This is a genomic window from Streptomyces sp. sk2.1 (assembly GCF_008120935.1).
Lineage (GTDB): Bacteria > Actinomycetota > Actinomycetes > Streptomycetales > Streptomycetaceae > Streptomyces.
This window is the reverse complement of sequence record NZ_RDBO01000055.1, coordinates 414389-430747: the sequence shown is the minus strand read 5'-3', so window position 1 is coordinate 430747 and position 16359 is coordinate 414389. Positions and strand designations below refer to the sequence as shown.

At 72.2% G+C, this 16359-nt stretch carries 18 protein-coding genes and 1 pseudogene; 8 read left to right on the top strand and 11 right to left on the bottom strand.

Annotated elements, in window-relative coordinates; all coding sequences use genetic code 11:
• A pseudogene (locus EAO76_RS19235) lies at positions 1-154 on the bottom strand (sulfur reduction protein DsrE); the annotation flags it as partial.
• A gap of 116 nt (positions 155-270) precedes the next feature.
• On the opposite strand from EAO76_RS19235, the gene EAO76_RS19230 reads away from it, so the two are divergent.
• A complete protein-coding gene (locus EAO76_RS19230) occupies positions 271-633 on the top strand; it encodes a DsrE family protein (protein ID WP_148837141.1) in 363 nt (120 codons plus the stop codon).
• A gap of 18 nt (positions 634-651) precedes the next feature.
• Here EAO76_RS19230 and EAO76_RS19225 read toward each other — a convergent pair whose 3' ends face one another.
• The 8 genes from EAO76_RS19225 to EAO76_RS19195 all read right to left on the bottom strand — a co-directional run bounded on the left by EAO76_RS19225 (position 652) and on the right by EAO76_RS19195 (position 6465).
• The gene (locus tag EAO76_RS19225) at positions 652-909 is read right to left on the bottom strand and encodes a DUF3099 domain-containing protein (protein WP_148837140.1); all 258 of its coding nucleotides are present in this window, start codon (positions 907-909) and stop codon (positions 652-654) included.
• Positions 910-1122: 213 nt separating this feature from the next.
• Positions 1123-1410 (bottom strand): DUF1416 domain-containing protein, encoded by a 288-nt coding sequence (locus EAO76_RS19220; protein WP_148837139.1) that lies wholly within the window; start codon positions 1408-1410, stop codon positions 1123-1125.
• A 48-nt stretch (positions 1411-1458) separates the two neighbouring features.
• Entirely contained in the window at positions 1459-2304 is an 846-nt protein-coding gene (locus tag EAO76_RS19215; RefSeq protein WP_148837138.1) for a sulfurtransferase, read from the bottom strand.
• A 159-nt stretch (positions 2305-2463) separates the two neighbouring features.
• Complete coding sequence (locus tag EAO76_RS47650; RefSeq protein ID WP_350983699.1) at positions 2464-2571, bottom strand: putative leader peptide; 108 nt, start codon at positions 2569-2571, stop codon at positions 2464-2466.
• A gap of 340 nt (positions 2572-2911) precedes the next feature.
• On the bottom strand, positions 2912-3601 hold the full coding sequence (locus tag EAO76_RS19210; protein WP_148837137.1) for a DUF2993 domain-containing protein: 690 nt from the start codon (positions 3599-3601) through the stop codon (positions 2912-2914).
• A 146-nt stretch (positions 3602-3747) separates the two neighbouring features.
• On the bottom strand, positions 3748-5253 hold the full coding sequence (locus EAO76_RS19205; protein WP_148837136.1) for a hypothetical protein: 1506 nt from the start codon (positions 5251-5253) through the stop codon (positions 3748-3750).
• Between the two features lie 10 nt (positions 5254-5263).
• Positions 5264-5518, bottom strand: coding sequence for a MoaD/ThiS family protein (locus tag EAO76_RS19200; RefSeq protein ID WP_148837135.1), 255 nt, complete (start codon positions 5516-5518; stop codon positions 5264-5266).
• Positions 5519-5559: 41 nt separating this feature from the next.
• On the bottom strand, positions 5560-6465 hold the full coding sequence (locus EAO76_RS19195; protein ID WP_148837134.1) for a S9 family peptidase: 906 nt from the start codon (positions 6463-6465) through the stop codon (positions 5560-5562).
• Between the two features lie 323 nt (positions 6466-6788).
• On the opposite strand from EAO76_RS19195, the gene EAO76_RS19190 reads away from it, so the two are divergent.
• From EAO76_RS19190 to EAO76_RS19165, 6 genes are all read left to right on the top strand, one after another.
• On the top strand, positions 6789-7583 hold the full coding sequence (locus EAO76_RS19190) for a response regulator transcription factor (RefSeq protein WP_148837133.1): 795 nt from the start codon (positions 6789-6791) through the stop codon (positions 7581-7583).
• A 92-nt stretch (positions 7584-7675) separates the two neighbouring features.
• Positions 7676-8719: a LacI family DNA-binding transcriptional regulator gene (locus EAO76_RS19185; protein WP_148837132.1), complete on the top strand. Its 1044-nt coding sequence runs from the start codon at positions 7676-7678 to the stop codon at positions 8717-8719.
• Between the two features lie 146 nt (positions 8720-8865).
• Complete coding sequence (locus EAO76_RS19180; protein WP_148837131.1) at positions 8866-10071, top strand: S1C family serine protease; 1206 nt, start codon at positions 8866-8868, stop codon at positions 10069-10071.
• A gap of 10 nt (positions 10072-10081) precedes the next feature.
• Positions 10082-10273 carry a hypothetical protein gene (locus EAO76_RS19175; RefSeq protein ID WP_148837130.1) on the top strand — a complete coding sequence of 64 codons (192 nt, stop codon included), beginning with the start codon at positions 10082-10084 and terminating at the stop codon, positions 10271-10273.
• A 51-nt stretch (positions 10274-10324) separates the two neighbouring features.
• On the top strand, positions 10325-11059 hold the full coding sequence (locus EAO76_RS19170) for a response regulator transcription factor (protein ID WP_148837129.1): 735 nt from the start codon (positions 10325-10327) through the stop codon (positions 11057-11059).
• Positions 11056-12477, top strand: a complete 1422-nt coding sequence (locus EAO76_RS19165) for a cell wall metabolism sensor histidine kinase WalK (protein WP_148837128.1) — start codon at positions 11056-11058, stop codon at positions 12475-12477. The genes EAO76_RS19170 and EAO76_RS19165 overlap by 4 nt, the downstream gene beginning before the upstream one ends.
• 117 nt (positions 12478-12594) lie before the next feature.
• Here the strand turns inward: EAO76_RS19165 and EAO76_RS19155 are convergent, their stop codons facing one another.
• Positions 12595-13488: a phosphatidylinositol-specific phospholipase C gene (locus EAO76_RS19155; RefSeq protein ID WP_148837127.1), complete on the bottom strand. Its 894-nt coding sequence runs from the start codon at positions 13486-13488 to the stop codon at positions 12595-12597.
• 178 nt (positions 13489-13666) lie between these two features.
• Between EAO76_RS19155 and EAO76_RS19150 the strand changes: the two genes are divergently transcribed.
• A complete protein-coding gene (locus tag EAO76_RS19150) occupies positions 13667-14188 on the top strand; it encodes a hypothetical protein (RefSeq protein WP_148837126.1) in 522 nt (173 codons plus the stop codon).
• A gap of 116 nt (positions 14189-14304) precedes the next feature.
• On the opposite strand, the gene EAO76_RS19145 is transcribed toward EAO76_RS19150, so the two are convergent.
• On the bottom strand, positions 14305-16152 hold the full coding sequence (locus EAO76_RS19145; RefSeq protein WP_148837125.1) for a bifunctional UDP-sugar hydrolase/5'-nucleotidase: 1848 nt from the start codon (positions 16150-16152) through the stop codon (positions 14305-14307).
• Positions 16153-16359 lie beyond the last annotated feature (207 nt).

Sequence of the window (16359 nt, the reverse complement as noted above, 5' to 3'; positions counted from 1 at the left end):
GTCCCGGCAGCGCGAACCACGCGGATTCCCCGGTCAGCCAGAGCGAGACCTCCACACCACTGGCGACGGCGACCGCCGCCACCGTGAACGCCTGCGAGCAACGCTCGGCGGAGTCGGCACCTGCGGTCACCTTGATCACGAGCTTCTTCGGCATGTGCCGAACTGTAATCGCCGGGCCGGGGCTTGCCCGGGGCCGGGACCTGCCCCGAGCCGCCGCCCCCGCTCCCGGGCGGACACCTCGCGGCGGGCCCGGCGATTACAGTTCGGCACATGCCGAAGAAGCTCGTGATCAAGGTGACCGCAGGTGCCGACTCCGCCGAGCGTTGCTCGCAGGCGTTCACGGTGGCGGCGGTCGCCGTCGCCAGTGGTGTGGAGGTCTCGCTCTGGCTGACCGGGGAATCCGCGTGGTTCGCGCTGCCGGGACGCGCCGCCGAGTTCGAACTGCCGCACGCCGCGCCGCTGCCGGATCTGATCGAGTCCGTCCAGGCGGGCGGCCGGATCACCCTGTGCACACAGTGCGCGGCCCGTCGTGACATCACCGAGAAGGACGTCCTGGAGGGCGTGCGGATCGCCGGTGCCCAGGTCTTCGTCAGCGAGATCATGGCCGAGGACGTCCAGGCCCTCGTCTACTGACGGTCCGCGCCGCGCCCGCTACCGCCGCTTCTTGCCGTCGAGCTCGTCCCACCACTCGTCGGACTGGGGGTCACCGGACGGATCGTCCCACCAGCGGTCCTCCGGCCCCCGCCGGTTGGCGACCATGGCCGCGACGGGCGGGATGACCATCGCGACGACGCACATCGCCACCGCGGCAGGCATCGACCACAGCCTGACGAAGGACCAGGCCGATACGAAGAGGACGATGCACACACCCATCATCAGGAAGTAGCCACGCCGGCGTCGGGCGTACATACCTCCAGCGTAGGCCCGGCCCCGGCCGTGCGAAGCACGCCGGCGCGGGGGATCCGGGCACGACAGCACGAGGGGCCGTACCCCGACCAGGAAGGCGTCCAACCCCCTGGGGTACGGCCCCTCGGCCGGTCCATGGCGCGGCCCGCGGGCCGACGCGGGTCGTGACGGGCCCCGTGACCCGTCACGACCCGGCGGTGCGGACCGGGTCGTGCCTCAGACCGCGATCGCGACCTCGGAGAGGCCACCGGTCTGCGCCACGACCGTGCGGTCGGCGCTGCCGCCGGGGACCAGGGCGCGCAGCGTCCAGGTGCCCTCGGCCGCGTAGAAGCGGAACTGTCCGGTCGCCGAGGTCGGGACCTCCGCGGTGAACTCGCCGGTCGAGTCCAGCAGGCGCACGTAACCGGTGACGGGCTCGCCGTTGCGGGTCACGCTGCCCTGGATGGTGGTCTCACCGGGCTTGATGGTCGAGGCGTCGGGGCCGCCGGCCTTTGCTCCACACATGTGTTTCGTCCTTCGGGTCGGGGTCGTACGGGTCCGGATCGTGCGGAGTTACTTGTTGGCGCCGAGCTCGATCGGCACGCCCACGAGGGAGCCGTACTCGGTCCACGAACCGTCGTAGTTCTTGACGTTCTCCTGGCCGAGCAGCTGGTGCAGCACGAACCAGGTGAGCGCGGAGCGCTCACCGATGCGGCAGTACGCGATGGTGTCCTTCGACAGGTCGACCTGCTCGGCCTCGTAGAGGGCCTTGAGCTCCTCGTCCGACTTGAAGGTGCCGTCGTCGTTGGCGTTCTTCGACCACGGGATGTTGCGGGCGGTCGGCACGTGGCCGGGGCGCTGGGACTGCTCCTGCGGGAGGTGCGCCGGGGCGAGCAGCTTGCCGCTGAACTCGTCGGGCGAACGCACGTCGACCAGGTTCTGGTTGCCGATCGCCTTCACGACGTCGTCGCGGTAGGCGCGGATCGACTCGTCCTGCGGCCGGGCCTTGTACTCGGTGGCCGGGCGGGACGGGATCTGGTCGCCGTCGACCAGGTCGCGGGAGTCGAGCTCCCACTTCTTGCGGCCGCCGTCGAGCAGGCGGACGTCCTGGTGGCCGTAGAGCTTGAAGTACCAGAACGCGTAGGACGCGAACCAGTTGTTGTTGCCGCCGTAGAGGACGACGGTGGTGTCGTTGCCGATGCCCTTCTCGGACAGCAGCTTCTCGAAACCGGCCTGGTCGATGAAGTCACGGCGGACCGGGTCCTGGAGGTCCTTGGTCCAGTCGATCCGGATCGCGTTCCTGATGTGGTTCTTCTCGTACGCCGAGGTGTCCTCGTCGACCTCGACGAGAGCGACCTGCGGGTCGTCGAGGTGGGCCTCGACCCAGTCGGCGTCTACCAGGACGTCACTGCGGCTCATTCTGTTCTCCTCCGGGGCAGTCTGCGGCGAGATGATGCGAGACGGTGCGTGATGCGGATGTACGGGGGCACGGCGTGCGGCACACGTACGAAGGCGATCGGGAAGGGCCCTGAACGTCGTCGAAGGGCCGGGAAGACGCGGGGTGCCTGGGGCTCCCGCTCAGACAGTGCGACAGAGCATGGCGGCGACGCGGCACAGGTCCACTGCCCGCCGCTTCGTGAGATCCGCCCGTCCCCGCTGCGGGAGACCGCCAATAGAGCACTGCATGGGACCGATCGTAGGGAGGCACGGGCGGCCATGTCACCGTCGTGTCGAATACTGAGACACGATCATCCATGATTCGAGACCGGAATGGGGTGGCGACGGCCCCCGTGTCGCGCCCGGACCGTCGCGCGGCATCGACCACCCGAGGATCGGACTCGCCCGTCTCACTATGTGGCGCACCGGGGCGTGACGGGCCACGAAGCCCTTTTCGTGCCGTGCGCCGAGGCGCCCGAAGACCCGGAGGCCCCCGAAAAGCCCGGTGGCCCCGGCAGGACGGCGAACCGCCCGGCCGGGGCCACCCGACAGGTTCCTGGCCGACTCCCCGTCGGCGCCCGGCCGGCTCTCAGCCGGCGAGCCGGACGTCCGTGCCCGTCACCGAGATCTCCAGGCCGTCCGGGGTCGGCTGGATCCTCCGCAGCTTCAGACCGCTGGGCAGACCGCCGATCTCCCGGTCGAAGTCGGTCTTCTTGCGCACCACGTCCTCCAGCCCGGGGATGCCCTCGCCCGGGACCTTGTCGGCGCGCACCCGCAGGGTGTGGCCGTCGACCAGGGTGACGCTGGAGAGCACGCTGCGCGAGATCGGGCGGCCGAGGAGGTCGACCGTGCCGGTCACCTTCACCTTGCCCTTGCCGCCGTACTCGACGGCCACGCCGTCGCTGGCGGCCTCGGTGAGGTCCTCGTACGAGATGACGGCGGTGCCCGTGGCGCGGGCGGCGGTGGCGGCGGAGTAGTTGTCGGACAGCCGCACGTCGTGCAGCGCGGCGTTCATCCGGTCGATCCGGAGCCGGCGGCCGTTGGCGTCGGTCTCGATGCCGATGATCTCCACGTCGACCTCGTCGAGGTTCTTCCCGACGATCTGGGTCAGGAACGGGAATCCCCCGATGGAGACGTCCGTCGAGCCGATCGTGGCGCCGGGGACCTCGATCCGCCCCTCGACCTCCGACTCGGCGAAGTACACCGCCGCCCGGTCCACGGCGGCGAGAATCCCGCCCAGGACCAACACGATGACCAGCAGTATTCGCAGTGCACGCATGCCCGCTCTTCCCCCACCCTGCAGTTCGGCCGAACCCCTCACGCCCCGCGCGTCACCGATGACGTGCACGGCGCCCCGGGTGATCGACGAGCGGGAGCCCCTCTTCGGTTCCCGTTCGTCGATCACCGGGACGGTACCGGCCGGTGCTACGGGAGCACGCGGCCGAGCAGGTGGACGGCGGGGGCCGCGGCGGTGAGCGGCAGCGCCACACCGGCGGTCATGTGGACGAAGCGCGACGGGTAGTCGTAGCTCGCCACCCGCAGCCCGATCAGCGCGCAGCCGCCCGCCGCGAGGCCGAGCAGCGCGCCCTTCGCGCCGAGGTCGGTGAAGGTGCCCGCCACGGCACCGGCGCCCGCGGCGACGAGCAGCGCCACCACGACCGAGGCCGGTCCGGGCAGCGGCAGCGCGCGGACGACCACGGCGGCCGCGACGGCGATCGCCCCCGCCGTCACCGCGTCCGGGACCGCCGCGAGGTGTCCGGCGGCCAGCACCGAAAGGGCGGCCGAGGCGACGGTGGCCATCAGCCCGTGCATCCGGTCGTCGGCGCTCGCCCGGCTGCGCAGCTGGAGGACCACGGTGAGCAGCACCCAGATGCCGAGGGTGCCGAGGATGGCGGCCGGACCGTTCTCCCGGCCCGCGGCGAGCAGCGCGACGTCGGCGACCAGACCGCCCGCGAACGCGAGCATGATGCCCTGCCGGGCCGGCCACATGCCGTTGAGCCGGAACCAGCCGGCCGCGGTCACGGCCTGGAGCAGCACCAGCGGCACGACCAGGGCGTACTGGCCGATCGCGGCGCCCAGGGCGAGCAGCAGCCCGAGCCCCGCGGTGATCGCGGCGGGCTGCATGCCCGGCGCGATGATCGGCGAGCGGCCCTCGGCGCGGGCCCGCTGGGCGTCGGTGACACGGCTGTTGCCCAGGGTGGTGGGGGCGCCGTAGCCGTCGGCGTCGAGCAGGGCCTCGGAGGGCACGACGGCGGACGCGCCCGCTTCCCCCGCGGGGGAGGCGGCCGGTGCGGCCGGCACCTCGGGAGGCAGCGGGTACGCGCCCGAGGCGCCCTGCGGCGGCAGGTAGGCGGTGGTCCCGGCGGCGGCCGGAACGGGCTGCTCGGGCTGTACGGGCTGCGCGGGCTGCGTCGGCTGCGCGCGGTGGACGGTGGGCTGGTACTGGGTGTCCCAGGTCTGGCCCTCCCAGGTCTGCGCGACACCGGGGTCCTGCGGCCCCTGGGCCCCGGCCGGCTCCTGCCCGTACCCGGTCGGCCACGCGGAACCGTGCTCCCCCTGGGGCTCCCGGGGCACCTGGTCGGGGTCGTACTGGGCCTGGGGTGCCTGGTTCGGGTCGTACGGGGTCCGGGCCCCGTACGGGTCCTGGCCGCCGTGGGACGGGGCGCCGTACTGCCCGCCGCCGTACGACTGCTGCTCCCCGTACGACTGCTGCCCGCCGCCGTACGACTGCTGCTCCCCGTACGACTGCTGCCCGCCGTACGACTGCTGCTCCCCGTACGACTGGTGCGCGCCGTACGAGCGGTCGTCGTGCCCGGGGGTGCCGTGCCCGGAGGTGTCGTACGGCTGTCCGGAGTGGGGCTGCCCGGCGCCGGGCCCGTACCCGTGGCCCGGGTCCTGTCCGTACGGATACTGCTGATCGTTGCTGCTCATGTGCTGCGGTTCACCCTCCTGCGAACGGCGGGAGCACCTCGACCGTGCCGCCCTCGGCAAGGCGTACGGTCTCATGGCTTCGGGTCCCGACGGGGTCACCGTCGACCAGGAACGAGCACCTCTGCAGCACTCGGGTGAGCTCTCCGGGGTGCCGTTCGCGCACCGCGTCGAGCGCCTCGGCGAGGGTCGCGGCTGTGTACGGCTCCTCCGCGGCCCCGGCGGCGGCCTTGGCGGCGGCCCAGTAGCGGATCGTTCCCGCAGGCATGGCGGCGTTCCTCTCGTCTCGCGTCAGCTGTCCATCATCGGTCACGGTGCCACCGCCCAGTCGGCGATGCGGGTGAGCAGGTCCTCGTCCGCGGCGTTCTCCGCGTGCCCCATGCCGCGCTCCAGCCACAGCTCCGCGCCGTCGCCCGCCGCTTCGGCCAGCGACAGGGGGTGGTCCAGCGGGAAGTACGGGTCCCGGTCACCGTGCACGACCAGCAGCGGCCTCGGGGCGATCAGCCCGGCCGCCCCGACCGGCGGGAGCGGGACCGGGTCCCACTCGTCGCGGTCGATCCTGGTGCGCAGCCCGTAGCGGCCGACCAGCCGCCCCATGGGCCGGGTCACCACCCAGTGCACCCGGCGCATCGGGGCCGTACCCCGGTAGTACCAGCGGGCAGGGGCGCTCACCGCCACCACCGCGTCCGCGTGCGCCTCCGGACGCGCCGCGGTGCGCCCTTCGCGCTTCCCGGCGCCACCGGTGCCCGCGGCTCCCCCGTCGTCCCCCGTCCGCTCCCGGTACAGCGCCCCGTGCCGCACCACCACGGAACCGCCCATCGAGAACCCGACGGTCACCACCCGCCGGTGCCCGAGCGACCGCGCCCACCGCACCGCGGCCGCCAGGTCCAGCACCTCGCGGTCGCCCACCGTCGACCGCCCGCCGGACCCGCCGTGCCCCCGGAACGAGAAGGTGACCACGGCCGCGCGCCGGGCGAACACCCCGGCCGCGCGCCGCACCGCGGGCCGGTCCGCCGAGCCGGTGAAACCGTGCGCGACCACGATCGCAGTACCGTCGAAGGATGTTTCCGCAGCGCCCCGGGCATTTCCCGCGCACGGCTCGTACACGGCCTCGATACGCACTCCGTCATCGGTCCGCAATACCGTCCGCGCCGGAGTTCGCGTGATCAAGGAAACAGCGGAACCCGGAAATCGTCCCTCGGACACAGAACTCATGTGGGCTATTCTGCTGGGAAGAGGATCCGGGCAAAGCAGCCCCCGGGTCCTTTTGTGCTTTCCAGGCGTTGTTACGGCGACGTTTCCACAAGCTCAGCGGTCCCGGAACACGGAACCGCACCGGCAGGAACCGTATGACGGAGGTCGTACGGCAGGCAGGACGAGAAGCCAGCACCGAACGTACGAAGAAGTGCCGCATACTCCCCCGGGCCCCGCCCGGGAGTGCCCCTCTCGCAGGGAACGAGGAGGACCGACGTAATGGGCGAGCAAGGCGAGCGAAACGTGCACGATCATCGACCGACGACCCGGGCAGGTGGGCGGCGATGAGTTCACTGCTGCTCCTGACGAATGCGCTCCAGCCGTCGACGGAGGTGCTTCCGGCGCTCGGTCTCCTGCTGCACAGCGTGCGGGTGGCCCCGGCCGAGGGCCCCGCGCTGGTGGACACCCCGGGTGCCGACGTCATCCTGATCGACGGGCGCCGCGACCTGCCGCAGGTGCGGTCGCTGTGCCAGCTGCTGCGGTCCACCGGGCCGGGCTGTCCGCTGATCCTCGTCGTGACGGAGGGCGGTCTCGCGGCCGTCACCGCCGACTGGGGCATCGACGACGTGCTGCTGGACACCGCGGGACCGGCCGAGGTCGAGGCCCGGCTGCGGCTGGCCACCGGCCGGCAGCAGATCGGCGTCGACGACTCCCCGATGGAGATCCGCAACGGCGACCTGTCGGTCGACGAGGCGACGTACAGCGCGAAGCTGAAGGGCCGGGTCCTGGACCTGACCTTCAAGGAATTCGAACTGCTCAAATACCTGGCGCAGCACCCCGGCCGGGTCTTCACCCGCGCCCAGCTGCTCCAGGAGGTCTGGGGCTACGACTACTTCGGCGGCACCCGTACGGTCGACGTGCACGTGCGGCGGCTGCGCGCCAAGCTCGGCCCCGAGCACGAGTCGCTGATCGGCACGGTCCGCAACGTCGGCTACCGGTTCGTCGCGCCGGAGAAGGTGGAGCGCGCCGCCGAGGAGGCCCGCGCGGCCGAGGGGAACAAGGCACGGGCCGGGACGGAGAACAAGGCACGGGCCGGGGCCGGGGCGCGGGCCGCTGCGGGGCCGCCACCTGCCCCGTAACCCGTTCGGAGCAGTCACGGGCGGCCGGGGCCGCGGAGAAAGCCCCGGTCCGGCCTGCCACGTGACGGGTCCATCCGCGTAGACTGCCGCGCGTGGCCAAGGTGACGCGGGACGATGTGGCGAGACTGGCGGGTACGTCGACAGCGGTCGTCAGCTACGTCATCAACAACGGACCCAGGCCGGTCGCCCCGGCCACGCGCGAGCGGGTGCTCGCCGCGATCAAGGAGCTGGGTTACCGGCCCGACCGGGTCGCCCAGGCGATGGCGTCGCGACGGACCGACCTCATAGGAATGATCGTGCCGGACGCCCGGCAGCCGTTCTTCGCGGAAATGGCGCACGCGGTCGAACAGGCCGCCGCCGAGCGCGGGAAAATGGTGCTGGTCGGCAATTCCGACTACCGCGACGAGCGCGAGGTCCACTATCTGCGGGCCTTCCTCGGCATGCGGGTCTCCGGCCTGATCCTGGTCAGCCAGGGCCCCAGCGAGCGGGCGGCGGCCGAGATAGAGGCGTGGGACGCGCGGGTCGTGCTGCTGCACGAGCGGCCGGAGGCGATCGAGGACGTCGCGGTCGTCACGGACGACATCGGCGGCGCCCAGCTCGCCACCCGGCACCTGCTGGAGCACGGCAACGAGTACGTGGCGTGCTTCGGCGGCGTGGAGTCCACCCCGGCGGTCGGCGACCCGGTCGCCGACCACGTCGAGGGCTGGCGCCGGGCGATGCACGAGTCGGGGCGCTCGACGGAGGGCCGGCTCTTCCAGGCCCCGTACAACCGCTACGACGCCTACCAGGTGGCGCTGAAGCTGCTCTCCGGACCGGACCGGCCGCCGGCCATCTTCTGCTCGACGGACGACCAGGCCATCGGGGTGCTGCGGGCCGCGCGCGAACTGCGGATCGACGTGCCGGGCGAACTCGCGGTGGCGGGCTTCGACGACGTGAAGGAAGCCGGGCTGACCGATCCGCCGCTGACGACGGTCTCCTCGGACCGGCCCGCGATGGCACGGGCGGCGGTGGACCTGGTGCTCGACGACTCGCTGCGGGTGGCGGGCTCGCGCCGCGAACGGCTGAAGCAGTTCCCGTCGGCGCTGGTGGTGCGGCGCTCGTGCGGCTGCGGGGAACCGACGCCCCCGCCGAACTGACCCGCACCGGGCACGGGCGGCCCGGCAGCACGGGCCGCCCGGCGGCCCGGCACCTCGCGGACCTTTACATCGGACATACGAGCTTCTGCCGGGCTTCTCAGGGCGTGCTCAGGCTTCTCTCATCTTCGCCGGACACGCTCATATACATGACAGAGAGCCAGCGCCCGAGCGGCGAGCACCCGACGCACCCCTCGTACGGCAACCCGTACGGCACCGGCGACGCGGCCCACCCTCCGCCGCCGTCCTACCGGCCCGCGGAGCCGATCGCGGCGGGCCCCGGCACCACCGTGTGGCCCGGCCCGGGCAGCTCCGGCGGGCACAGCGGTCACGGCGGTCACGGCGGTCACGGCGGTCACGGCGGTCACGGCGGGGAGAACGGGCACGGCGGCGGGGACGGACACGGCGGTGAGGGTCCGGGCCCGATGCCGGCCGCGGCCGGTCCGGCACCGGCCCGGCACCGGGCCCGGCGGCCGGTCGCCCTGCTGACGGCCGTGGCGATCGCGGCGGCGATCGTCGGCGGCGGCACCGCCACCGTCGTCGCGCAGCTCACCGGCACCGGCACGACCACCACGAGCAGCAGCGGCGTCGTCCCCGGCACCACCGTCTCGCAGAGCAGCAAGGGCAGCGTCGCCGGAGTCGCCGAGGCCGTGTCGCCGATGATCGTGGAGATCAACGCGACCTCGACGGCGGGCGAGTCCACCGGTTCCGGCGTCGTCATCACGTCCGACGGCGAGGTCGTCACCAACAACCACGTCATCTCCGGCGCCTCCTCGATCGAGGTGCGGCTCAGCACCGGCCGGACGTACACCGCGAAGGTCGTCGGCACCGACCCCGACAAGGACCTCGCACTGATCAGGCTCCAGGGCGCGAGCGGGCTGAAGACGGCGACGCTGGGCGACTCCTCGAAGGTGGCGGTCGGCGACCAGGTCGTCGCGATCGGCTCTCCCGAGGGCCTCACCGGCACCGTCACCAGCGGCATCGTCTCCGCCCTCGACCGCGACGTCACGGTCGCCAAGGACGACGACAGCAGCCAGGGCCGGGAGCAGTGGCAGGGCGGCCAGGAGCAGTGGCCGTTCGAGTTCGGCGGTCGGCAGTTCAACGGCGACACCGGCGAGTCCACCACCACGTACAAGGCCATCCAGACCGACGCCTCGCTCAACCCCGGCAACTCCGGCGGCGCGCTGATCAACATGAACGGCGAGATCATCGGCATCAACTCCGCGATGTACTCGGCGGGTTCGTCCGGCGGGTCGAGCAGTTCGAGCGCGGGCAGCGTGGGCCTCGGCTTCGCCATCCCCGTGAACACGCTCAAGGCCGACCTCGACACCCTGCGGTCCGGCGACGGCTCCTGAGGAGACGGTCATGCACCACCACCCCACGAACACCCCCACCGGCCCGGCGGATCTCGCACTCCCCCTCGCCCTCGTCCTGGACCTCATGACGGAACGGGCCGCGAGCGGGGCCGCCGGACCGGACCGGCTCCCGGAGGTCCGTACCTCCACCGGCCGCGGACGCCGGGCCGCGCGACGACGTGCCGCGGCCGTGCGAGGCTGAGAGCCGAAGGACACCCGACGGCCGTACGGAACGAGAAGAGGACAACGAGCGATGAGCCCCGCCGAAGACGATCCGCAGCGCATCCTGATCGTCGACGACGAGCCCGCCGTGCGTGAGGCCCTGCAGCGCAGCCTCGCGTTCGAGGGCTACGGCACCGAGGTCGCCGTCGACGGCCTCGACGCCCTGGCCAGGGCGGAGTCGTACGTCCCCGACCTCATCGTCCTCGACATCCAGATGCCGCGGATGGACGGCCTGACCGCCGCCCGCCGACTCCGTTCCGCGGGCACCACCACCCCCATCCTGATGCTCACCGCCCGCGACACCGTCGGCGACCGGGTCACCGGTCTCGACGCGGGCGCCGACGACTACCTGGTCAAGCCCTTCGAGCTGGACGAGCTCTTCGCCCGCATCCGGGCCCTGCTGCGCCGCAGCTCCTACGCGGCCCCGGCGGCCGGCGGCGGCGCCCACGACGAGAACGTGCTGACCTTCGCGGACCTGCGGATGGACCTCGTCACCCGCGAGGTCACCCGGGGCAGCCGCAGGGTCGAGCTGACCCGTACCGAGTTCACCCTGCTGGAGATGTTCCTGGCCCACCCGCGCCAGGTGCTGACCCGCGAGCAGATCCTCAAGGCGGTGTGGGGCTTCGACTTCGAACCGAGCTCCAACTCCCTGGACGTGTACGTGATGTACCTGCGCCGCAAGACGGAGGCGGGCGGCGAACCGCGGCTCGTGCACACCGTGCGGGGCGTCGGTTACGCGCTCCGCACCGGCGGCGGTGACGGATGACCGGGGTTCTGCGACGGCTCCGCACCCGGCCGCTGCGCACCCGGCTCGCCCTGCTGGTCGCGGCCGCGGTCGCGGTCGCGGTGGCGGCGGTCGCGGCGTCGTGCTGGTTCATGGTGAAGGTGCAGTTGGAGAACCAGCTGGACGCCTCGCTGCGCGACACCCAGGTCGACAAGCGCTACCTGACCGAGCTGTACACGTACTGCCGGGGGACCACCCAGCTCCCGCCCCGGCCCTACTCCGGCTTCACCGTCCAGCTCGTCGACTCCCAGGGCACGGTCTGCATCGCGCCCGGGGCGGCCCAGCTGCCGGTCACCGCGGCGGACCTCGCCGTGATCGGTCACGAGCGGGCGGACACGCTGCACTGGGCGACCGCGGCCGACGGGTCGCGGATGCGCGTGTACACCACGCCGCTGCGGGTGTCGCAGGGGCTCGGCCAGCCCGACACGGAACTGGCCCTCTCCCTCGCCCGCCCCGTCAGCGAGGTCGACCGGCCCCTGTCCACCCTGGCCTGGGTGCTGCTGGCCGTCTCCGGCATCGGAGTGCTCGGCGCCGGTGCGGCCGGCCTCTGGGTCGCCCGCACCGGTCTGCGCCCCGTGGACCAGCTGACCCGGGCCGTCGAACACGTCGCCCGCACCGAGGACCTGACCGTCCGCATCCCGGTCGAGGGCGAGGACGAGATCGCCCGGCTGTCCAGCTCCTTCAACTCGATGACCGCGTCCCTGGCCAGCTCCCGCGACCGCCAGGCCCAGCTGATCGCGGACGCGGGGCACGAGCTGCGCACCCCGCTGACCTCGCTCCGCACCAACATCGAGCTCCTCGCCCGCAGCGAGGACACCGGCCGGGCCATCCCGCCGGACGACCGCAGGGCCCTGATGAAGTCGGTCAAGGCGCAGATGACCGAGCTGGCCTCGCTCATCGGCGACCTCCAGGAACTGTCCCGCCCCGACGCGACCGGCCCCGGCCCGCTCCAGGTCGTCGCCCTGCACGACATCGCGGACACCGCCCTGGAACGCGCCCGGCTGCGCGGCCCCGAACTGACGATCAGGGCCGACCTGACCCCCTGGTACGTACGGGCCGAACCGGCCGCGCTGGAACGGGCGGTGGTCAACGTCCTGGACAACGCCGTGAAGTTCAGCCCGCCCCGCGGCACGATCGAGGTCGCCCTGCGCGACGGCGAACTGACCGTGCGGGACCACGGCCCCGGCATCCCCGCCGACGAACTCCCCCACGTCTTCGAACGCTTCTGGCGCTCCCCGTCCGCCCGCCAGCTCCCCGGCTCCGGCCTCGGCCTGTCCATCGTGGCCCGCACGGTCCAGCAGGCGGGCGGCGAGATCACCCTGCGCCCGGCGGAGGACGGCGACGGCACCGTGGCGGCGATCCGCCTGCCGGGGGCACCCCAGCCGCCACCGCAGCTGTGAGGCACCGGGGCGACGGACGTGATGCTGCGGGGTCAGAGGCGACGTCGGAACTCGGCGGCGAACTGTGGGGCTCCTCCAGCCCCCAGTCGGTCCAGCAACCCGTGCAGGTCCCGGGGCTCAGTTGCCCGGGTTGTGCCTGATCAGTGACTCCACCAGGCCGGACCGGGTGGCGGGGAAGTCCAGCGGGACGATCCCGAGCCCGGTCCAGCCCGCCGCCTCCGAGCCGTCCAGGAAGGAGTGCACCTGCGGGTTGAGCCGGTCGGCGTTCCAGCGCGGCGGGAGCAGGGCGGCCGTACTGACGTAGTTCATGTACAGCTTCCCCGGCTGCCCGGCCGCCCTGCGGAACTGGTCCTCGATCTTGGGGTACTTGGCGAACGGCTCCGCCATGTAGTCGTCCTGGATGTCGAAGAGCGCCGGATCGGCGTACCGGACTCCGGGCAGACCGGCGTTGTCCGCGAGCAGCACGACCTTGCCGCGCGCCGCGCCCAGCGTGGGCAGCGCGCCGTCGATGCGGAAGAGCGGGCGCCAGCCCCGGTTGTCGAGGTAGTCGTCGAAGACCGCCCGGAACGTCGCGTCGCTCTCCTCCGAGTACTCCTGCTTGACCCGCATCAGCACGGTCTCGGTGGGGTGTGCCGCCAGGAAGTCCCAGCAGGCGCCCAGCACGTCGCCGAACATCAGGTTCTGGTACGAGGCCCCGTGATGGATCGCGAACGATCCGCCGGTGACCCGGCACCGCACGTCGAGGAAGCGGATGCCGCTGTTCAGCTGCTCGGCGATCGTGGTGTTCTGGCACTCGGTCCAGGGCCCGCCGTAGCGGGCGCCGGAGTCGTGCGAGCCGGGGATCGTGAGCGCCCGCAGCTCGGTGCCGTCGGGGACGGCGGCCATCCAGTCCTGGGTGGTGAGGGCCCGCCGGCCATCGGCACCCGCGGAGCCCGTGCCGATGAACACGGTGGCGGTGGCGGCGAGGGCACCGGCCAGGAAGTTCCGTCGCGTGGCGGTGTACGGGCTCATGCGGGGGTGCCTCCGTCTGCCGTGGGGGATCAGCCGTCAGATTATGGCGGGTACACGTCACCACGGGAATGGGGCGGGCGACTGCCCGGGAACGCGGCGGGGCCGGTCGGGCGCGGCCGCCGGTAGGGTGCCCGGCGGACGGCGCACGGCGCGTCCGGGGACCGGAGAGGAGTGGTCGATGGGTCTGTTCGACAAGCTGACCGGTACGAGGCGTCCCGTCGACGACGTGGTCCCGCTGCCCGCCCACGAGGTCCGGGCGGCGCTGCTCGCGCTCGGCGGGCCGGACGTGCCCTGGCTGGTGCGGGACGGTGCGGCGGAGGACGCCGACCTGGTGGCGGAGTGGCGGATCCTGGAACCCGCGTGGCGGTCCTTCTTCCTGCGCACGCAGGTGGTCGAACTCCTCCGGATCCGTCTGCGGTTGGTCCCGGACCGGCGCGAGGTCCGCGCCGTCGACCGGATGTGGCAGGTCACCTGGGCGGGAGACGTCCCCCGCCTCGCGCTCTCCGCCGAGGCGACCCGCGGCCGGGTGAGCACGCGCAGKCGGAACTGGACGATCGGGCGCGGGGAGGACGGGGAGGGCGGGGATTCCGGTCCGGCGGAGGTCTTCCGTGCCGACGGCTCCGACCTGAAGGATCCGATGCGCGACGCGGTGCTCGCGGCGGGGTGGACCTGGCGCGGGGTGGCCTTCGGGAAGCTCTGACGGCGACAGCGGCGGGGAGAACGAGGCCCCGGCACCCCCTGCACGCAGAAGAGCGGTGGGTCCGCCGACCCACCGCTCTTCCTCACCCGCGTACGGGAGTCACTGGGATCACCGCGTCACTGGATGACCGTGATCCGGTCCGCCGCCGGCGGGGCCAGCGGGGCATCGGCCGTGGAGTGGGCCGCCAGGTAGGCGTTGAACATGTCCAGGTCGGAGGCGCCGACCAGCTTGTTCGTGCCCTCGCCGAGCGCCGCGAAGCCGTCGCCGCCGCCCGCCAGGAACTCGTTCATGGCGACGCGGTAGGTCTTGGCCGGGTCGATCGCCTCACCGTTCAGCTCGATGGTGTCGGTGACCACGCGGTCCGCGCCGGACTTGGTCATGTCCAGGGTGTACGTGAGGCCCTTCGAGATCTGGAGGATCTTCGGGCTGGCCTCGTTGGAGCCGCTGACCTGCTGCTGGAGCGCGGTGACCAGCTGGGCGCCGGTCAGGTCGACGACGTTCATCATGTTGGTGAAGGGCTGCACGGTGAAGGACTCCCCGTACGTCACCACCCCGTCGCCCTCGGCGCCGCTCGCCTTGTGGACCAGGTCCGCGCGGATGCCGCCCGGGTTCATGAACGCGACGACCGCCCCGCCCTTGTCCGCCGGGGCCAGGCCCTCCAGCTGGGCGTCCGCGATCAGGTCGCCGAGCGGCTTCTCCAGGGCCGTGGAGCCCCGGCCGTTGATGTCGGCGCTGATGTAGCCCTGCGGCTTGTTCGCGATCGGCGCCGCGAGGGCGTTCCAGCGGGCGATCAGGGCCGTCATGTCGTTGGCCTTGGGCTGGTCCCGGGTGACGATGTGGTTCGCCGACTTCGGGTTCTTCGCACCGGCCGACTTCACCGACGTACGGACGATGTCCTTGGTGCGGCGGTCGTAGGTGAGCGTCGTGTCGGTGTAGAGCTTGCCGAACGAGGACGCCGAGGTGACCATGCGCGGGTTGCCCGCCGGGTCCGGGATGGTGCAGACGTACGCCTGGTGGGTGTGGCCCGTGACCAGCGCGTCGACCTTGGGCGTGATGCCCTTGGCGATCTCCGTGATCGGACCGGAGATGCCGTCACCGGGGCCGGAGCTGTCGCAGTCGTAGTTGTACGAGGTGGAGGCCGGGGCCCCGCCCTCGTGGATCAGCGCGACGATGGACTTGACGCCCTGCCGGTTCAGTTCCTTGGCGTACTTGTTGATCGTCTCGATCTCGTCGTGGAACTTCAGGCCCTTGACGCCGTTGGCCGTGACGATGTTCGGCGTGCCCTCCAGGGTCACCCCGATGAAGCCGATCTTGACGCCGTTCTTCTTCCACACCGTGTAGGGCTTGAGGATCGGCTTGCCGGACTTCTCGTTCGTCACGTTGGCGGCGAGGTAGGGGAAGTCGGCGCCGCCGAACTCCTTGCCCTTCTCGTAGCAGCCCTCGTCCGGGTGGCAGCCGCCGTTCTGGAGGCGGGCCAGCTCGGTGGCGCCCTCGTCGAACTCGTGGTTGCCCACGGTCGTCACGTCGAGGTCGATCTTGTTGAGCGCCTCGATGGTCGGCTCGTCGTGGAAGAGACCGGACAGCAGCGGGCTGGCGCCCACCATGTCACCACCGGCCGCGGTGATCGAGTACGGGTGCCCCTTGCGCGCGGTGCGCAGCGAGGACGCGAGGTACTCGACGCCACCGGCCGGAATCGCCTTGGTCGTGCCGTCGGGCTGCGTCTCGGTGACCGTGCCCGCCGACCCGGCCGGCGGCTCCAGGTTGCCGTGCAGGTCGTTGAAGGACAGCAGCTGTACGTCGACGGTACGGCCCTTGTGGTGCCCGTGGCCGTGGCCGTGCCCATGACCCTGGCGGTCCTGGGCTCCGGCGGGCATCGCGGCGACGAGCGCGCCGACCGTGGCGAGCCCGGCCGCGGCGGCGAGCACCCGCCGGGACGCGCGGTTCTTCTGCGGTGTCGCTGACATCGGTCCCCTTGTGAGTTCAGCGGGAGGTTTGACGGTGGTGACGAGTCTGGAGACTTCGTGCCGCAGCCTAGGGTCAACGCGCGTAGCGCGACAGGTGTTCGGGGTTACGAACTGGTTGCCATGCGGTCGGTATCGGCAGGAAACCGAACACATCACCCGTACGGGGCAGGCACGATGCGGGCGAACGGGCCGAAGCCGCACCCCGCC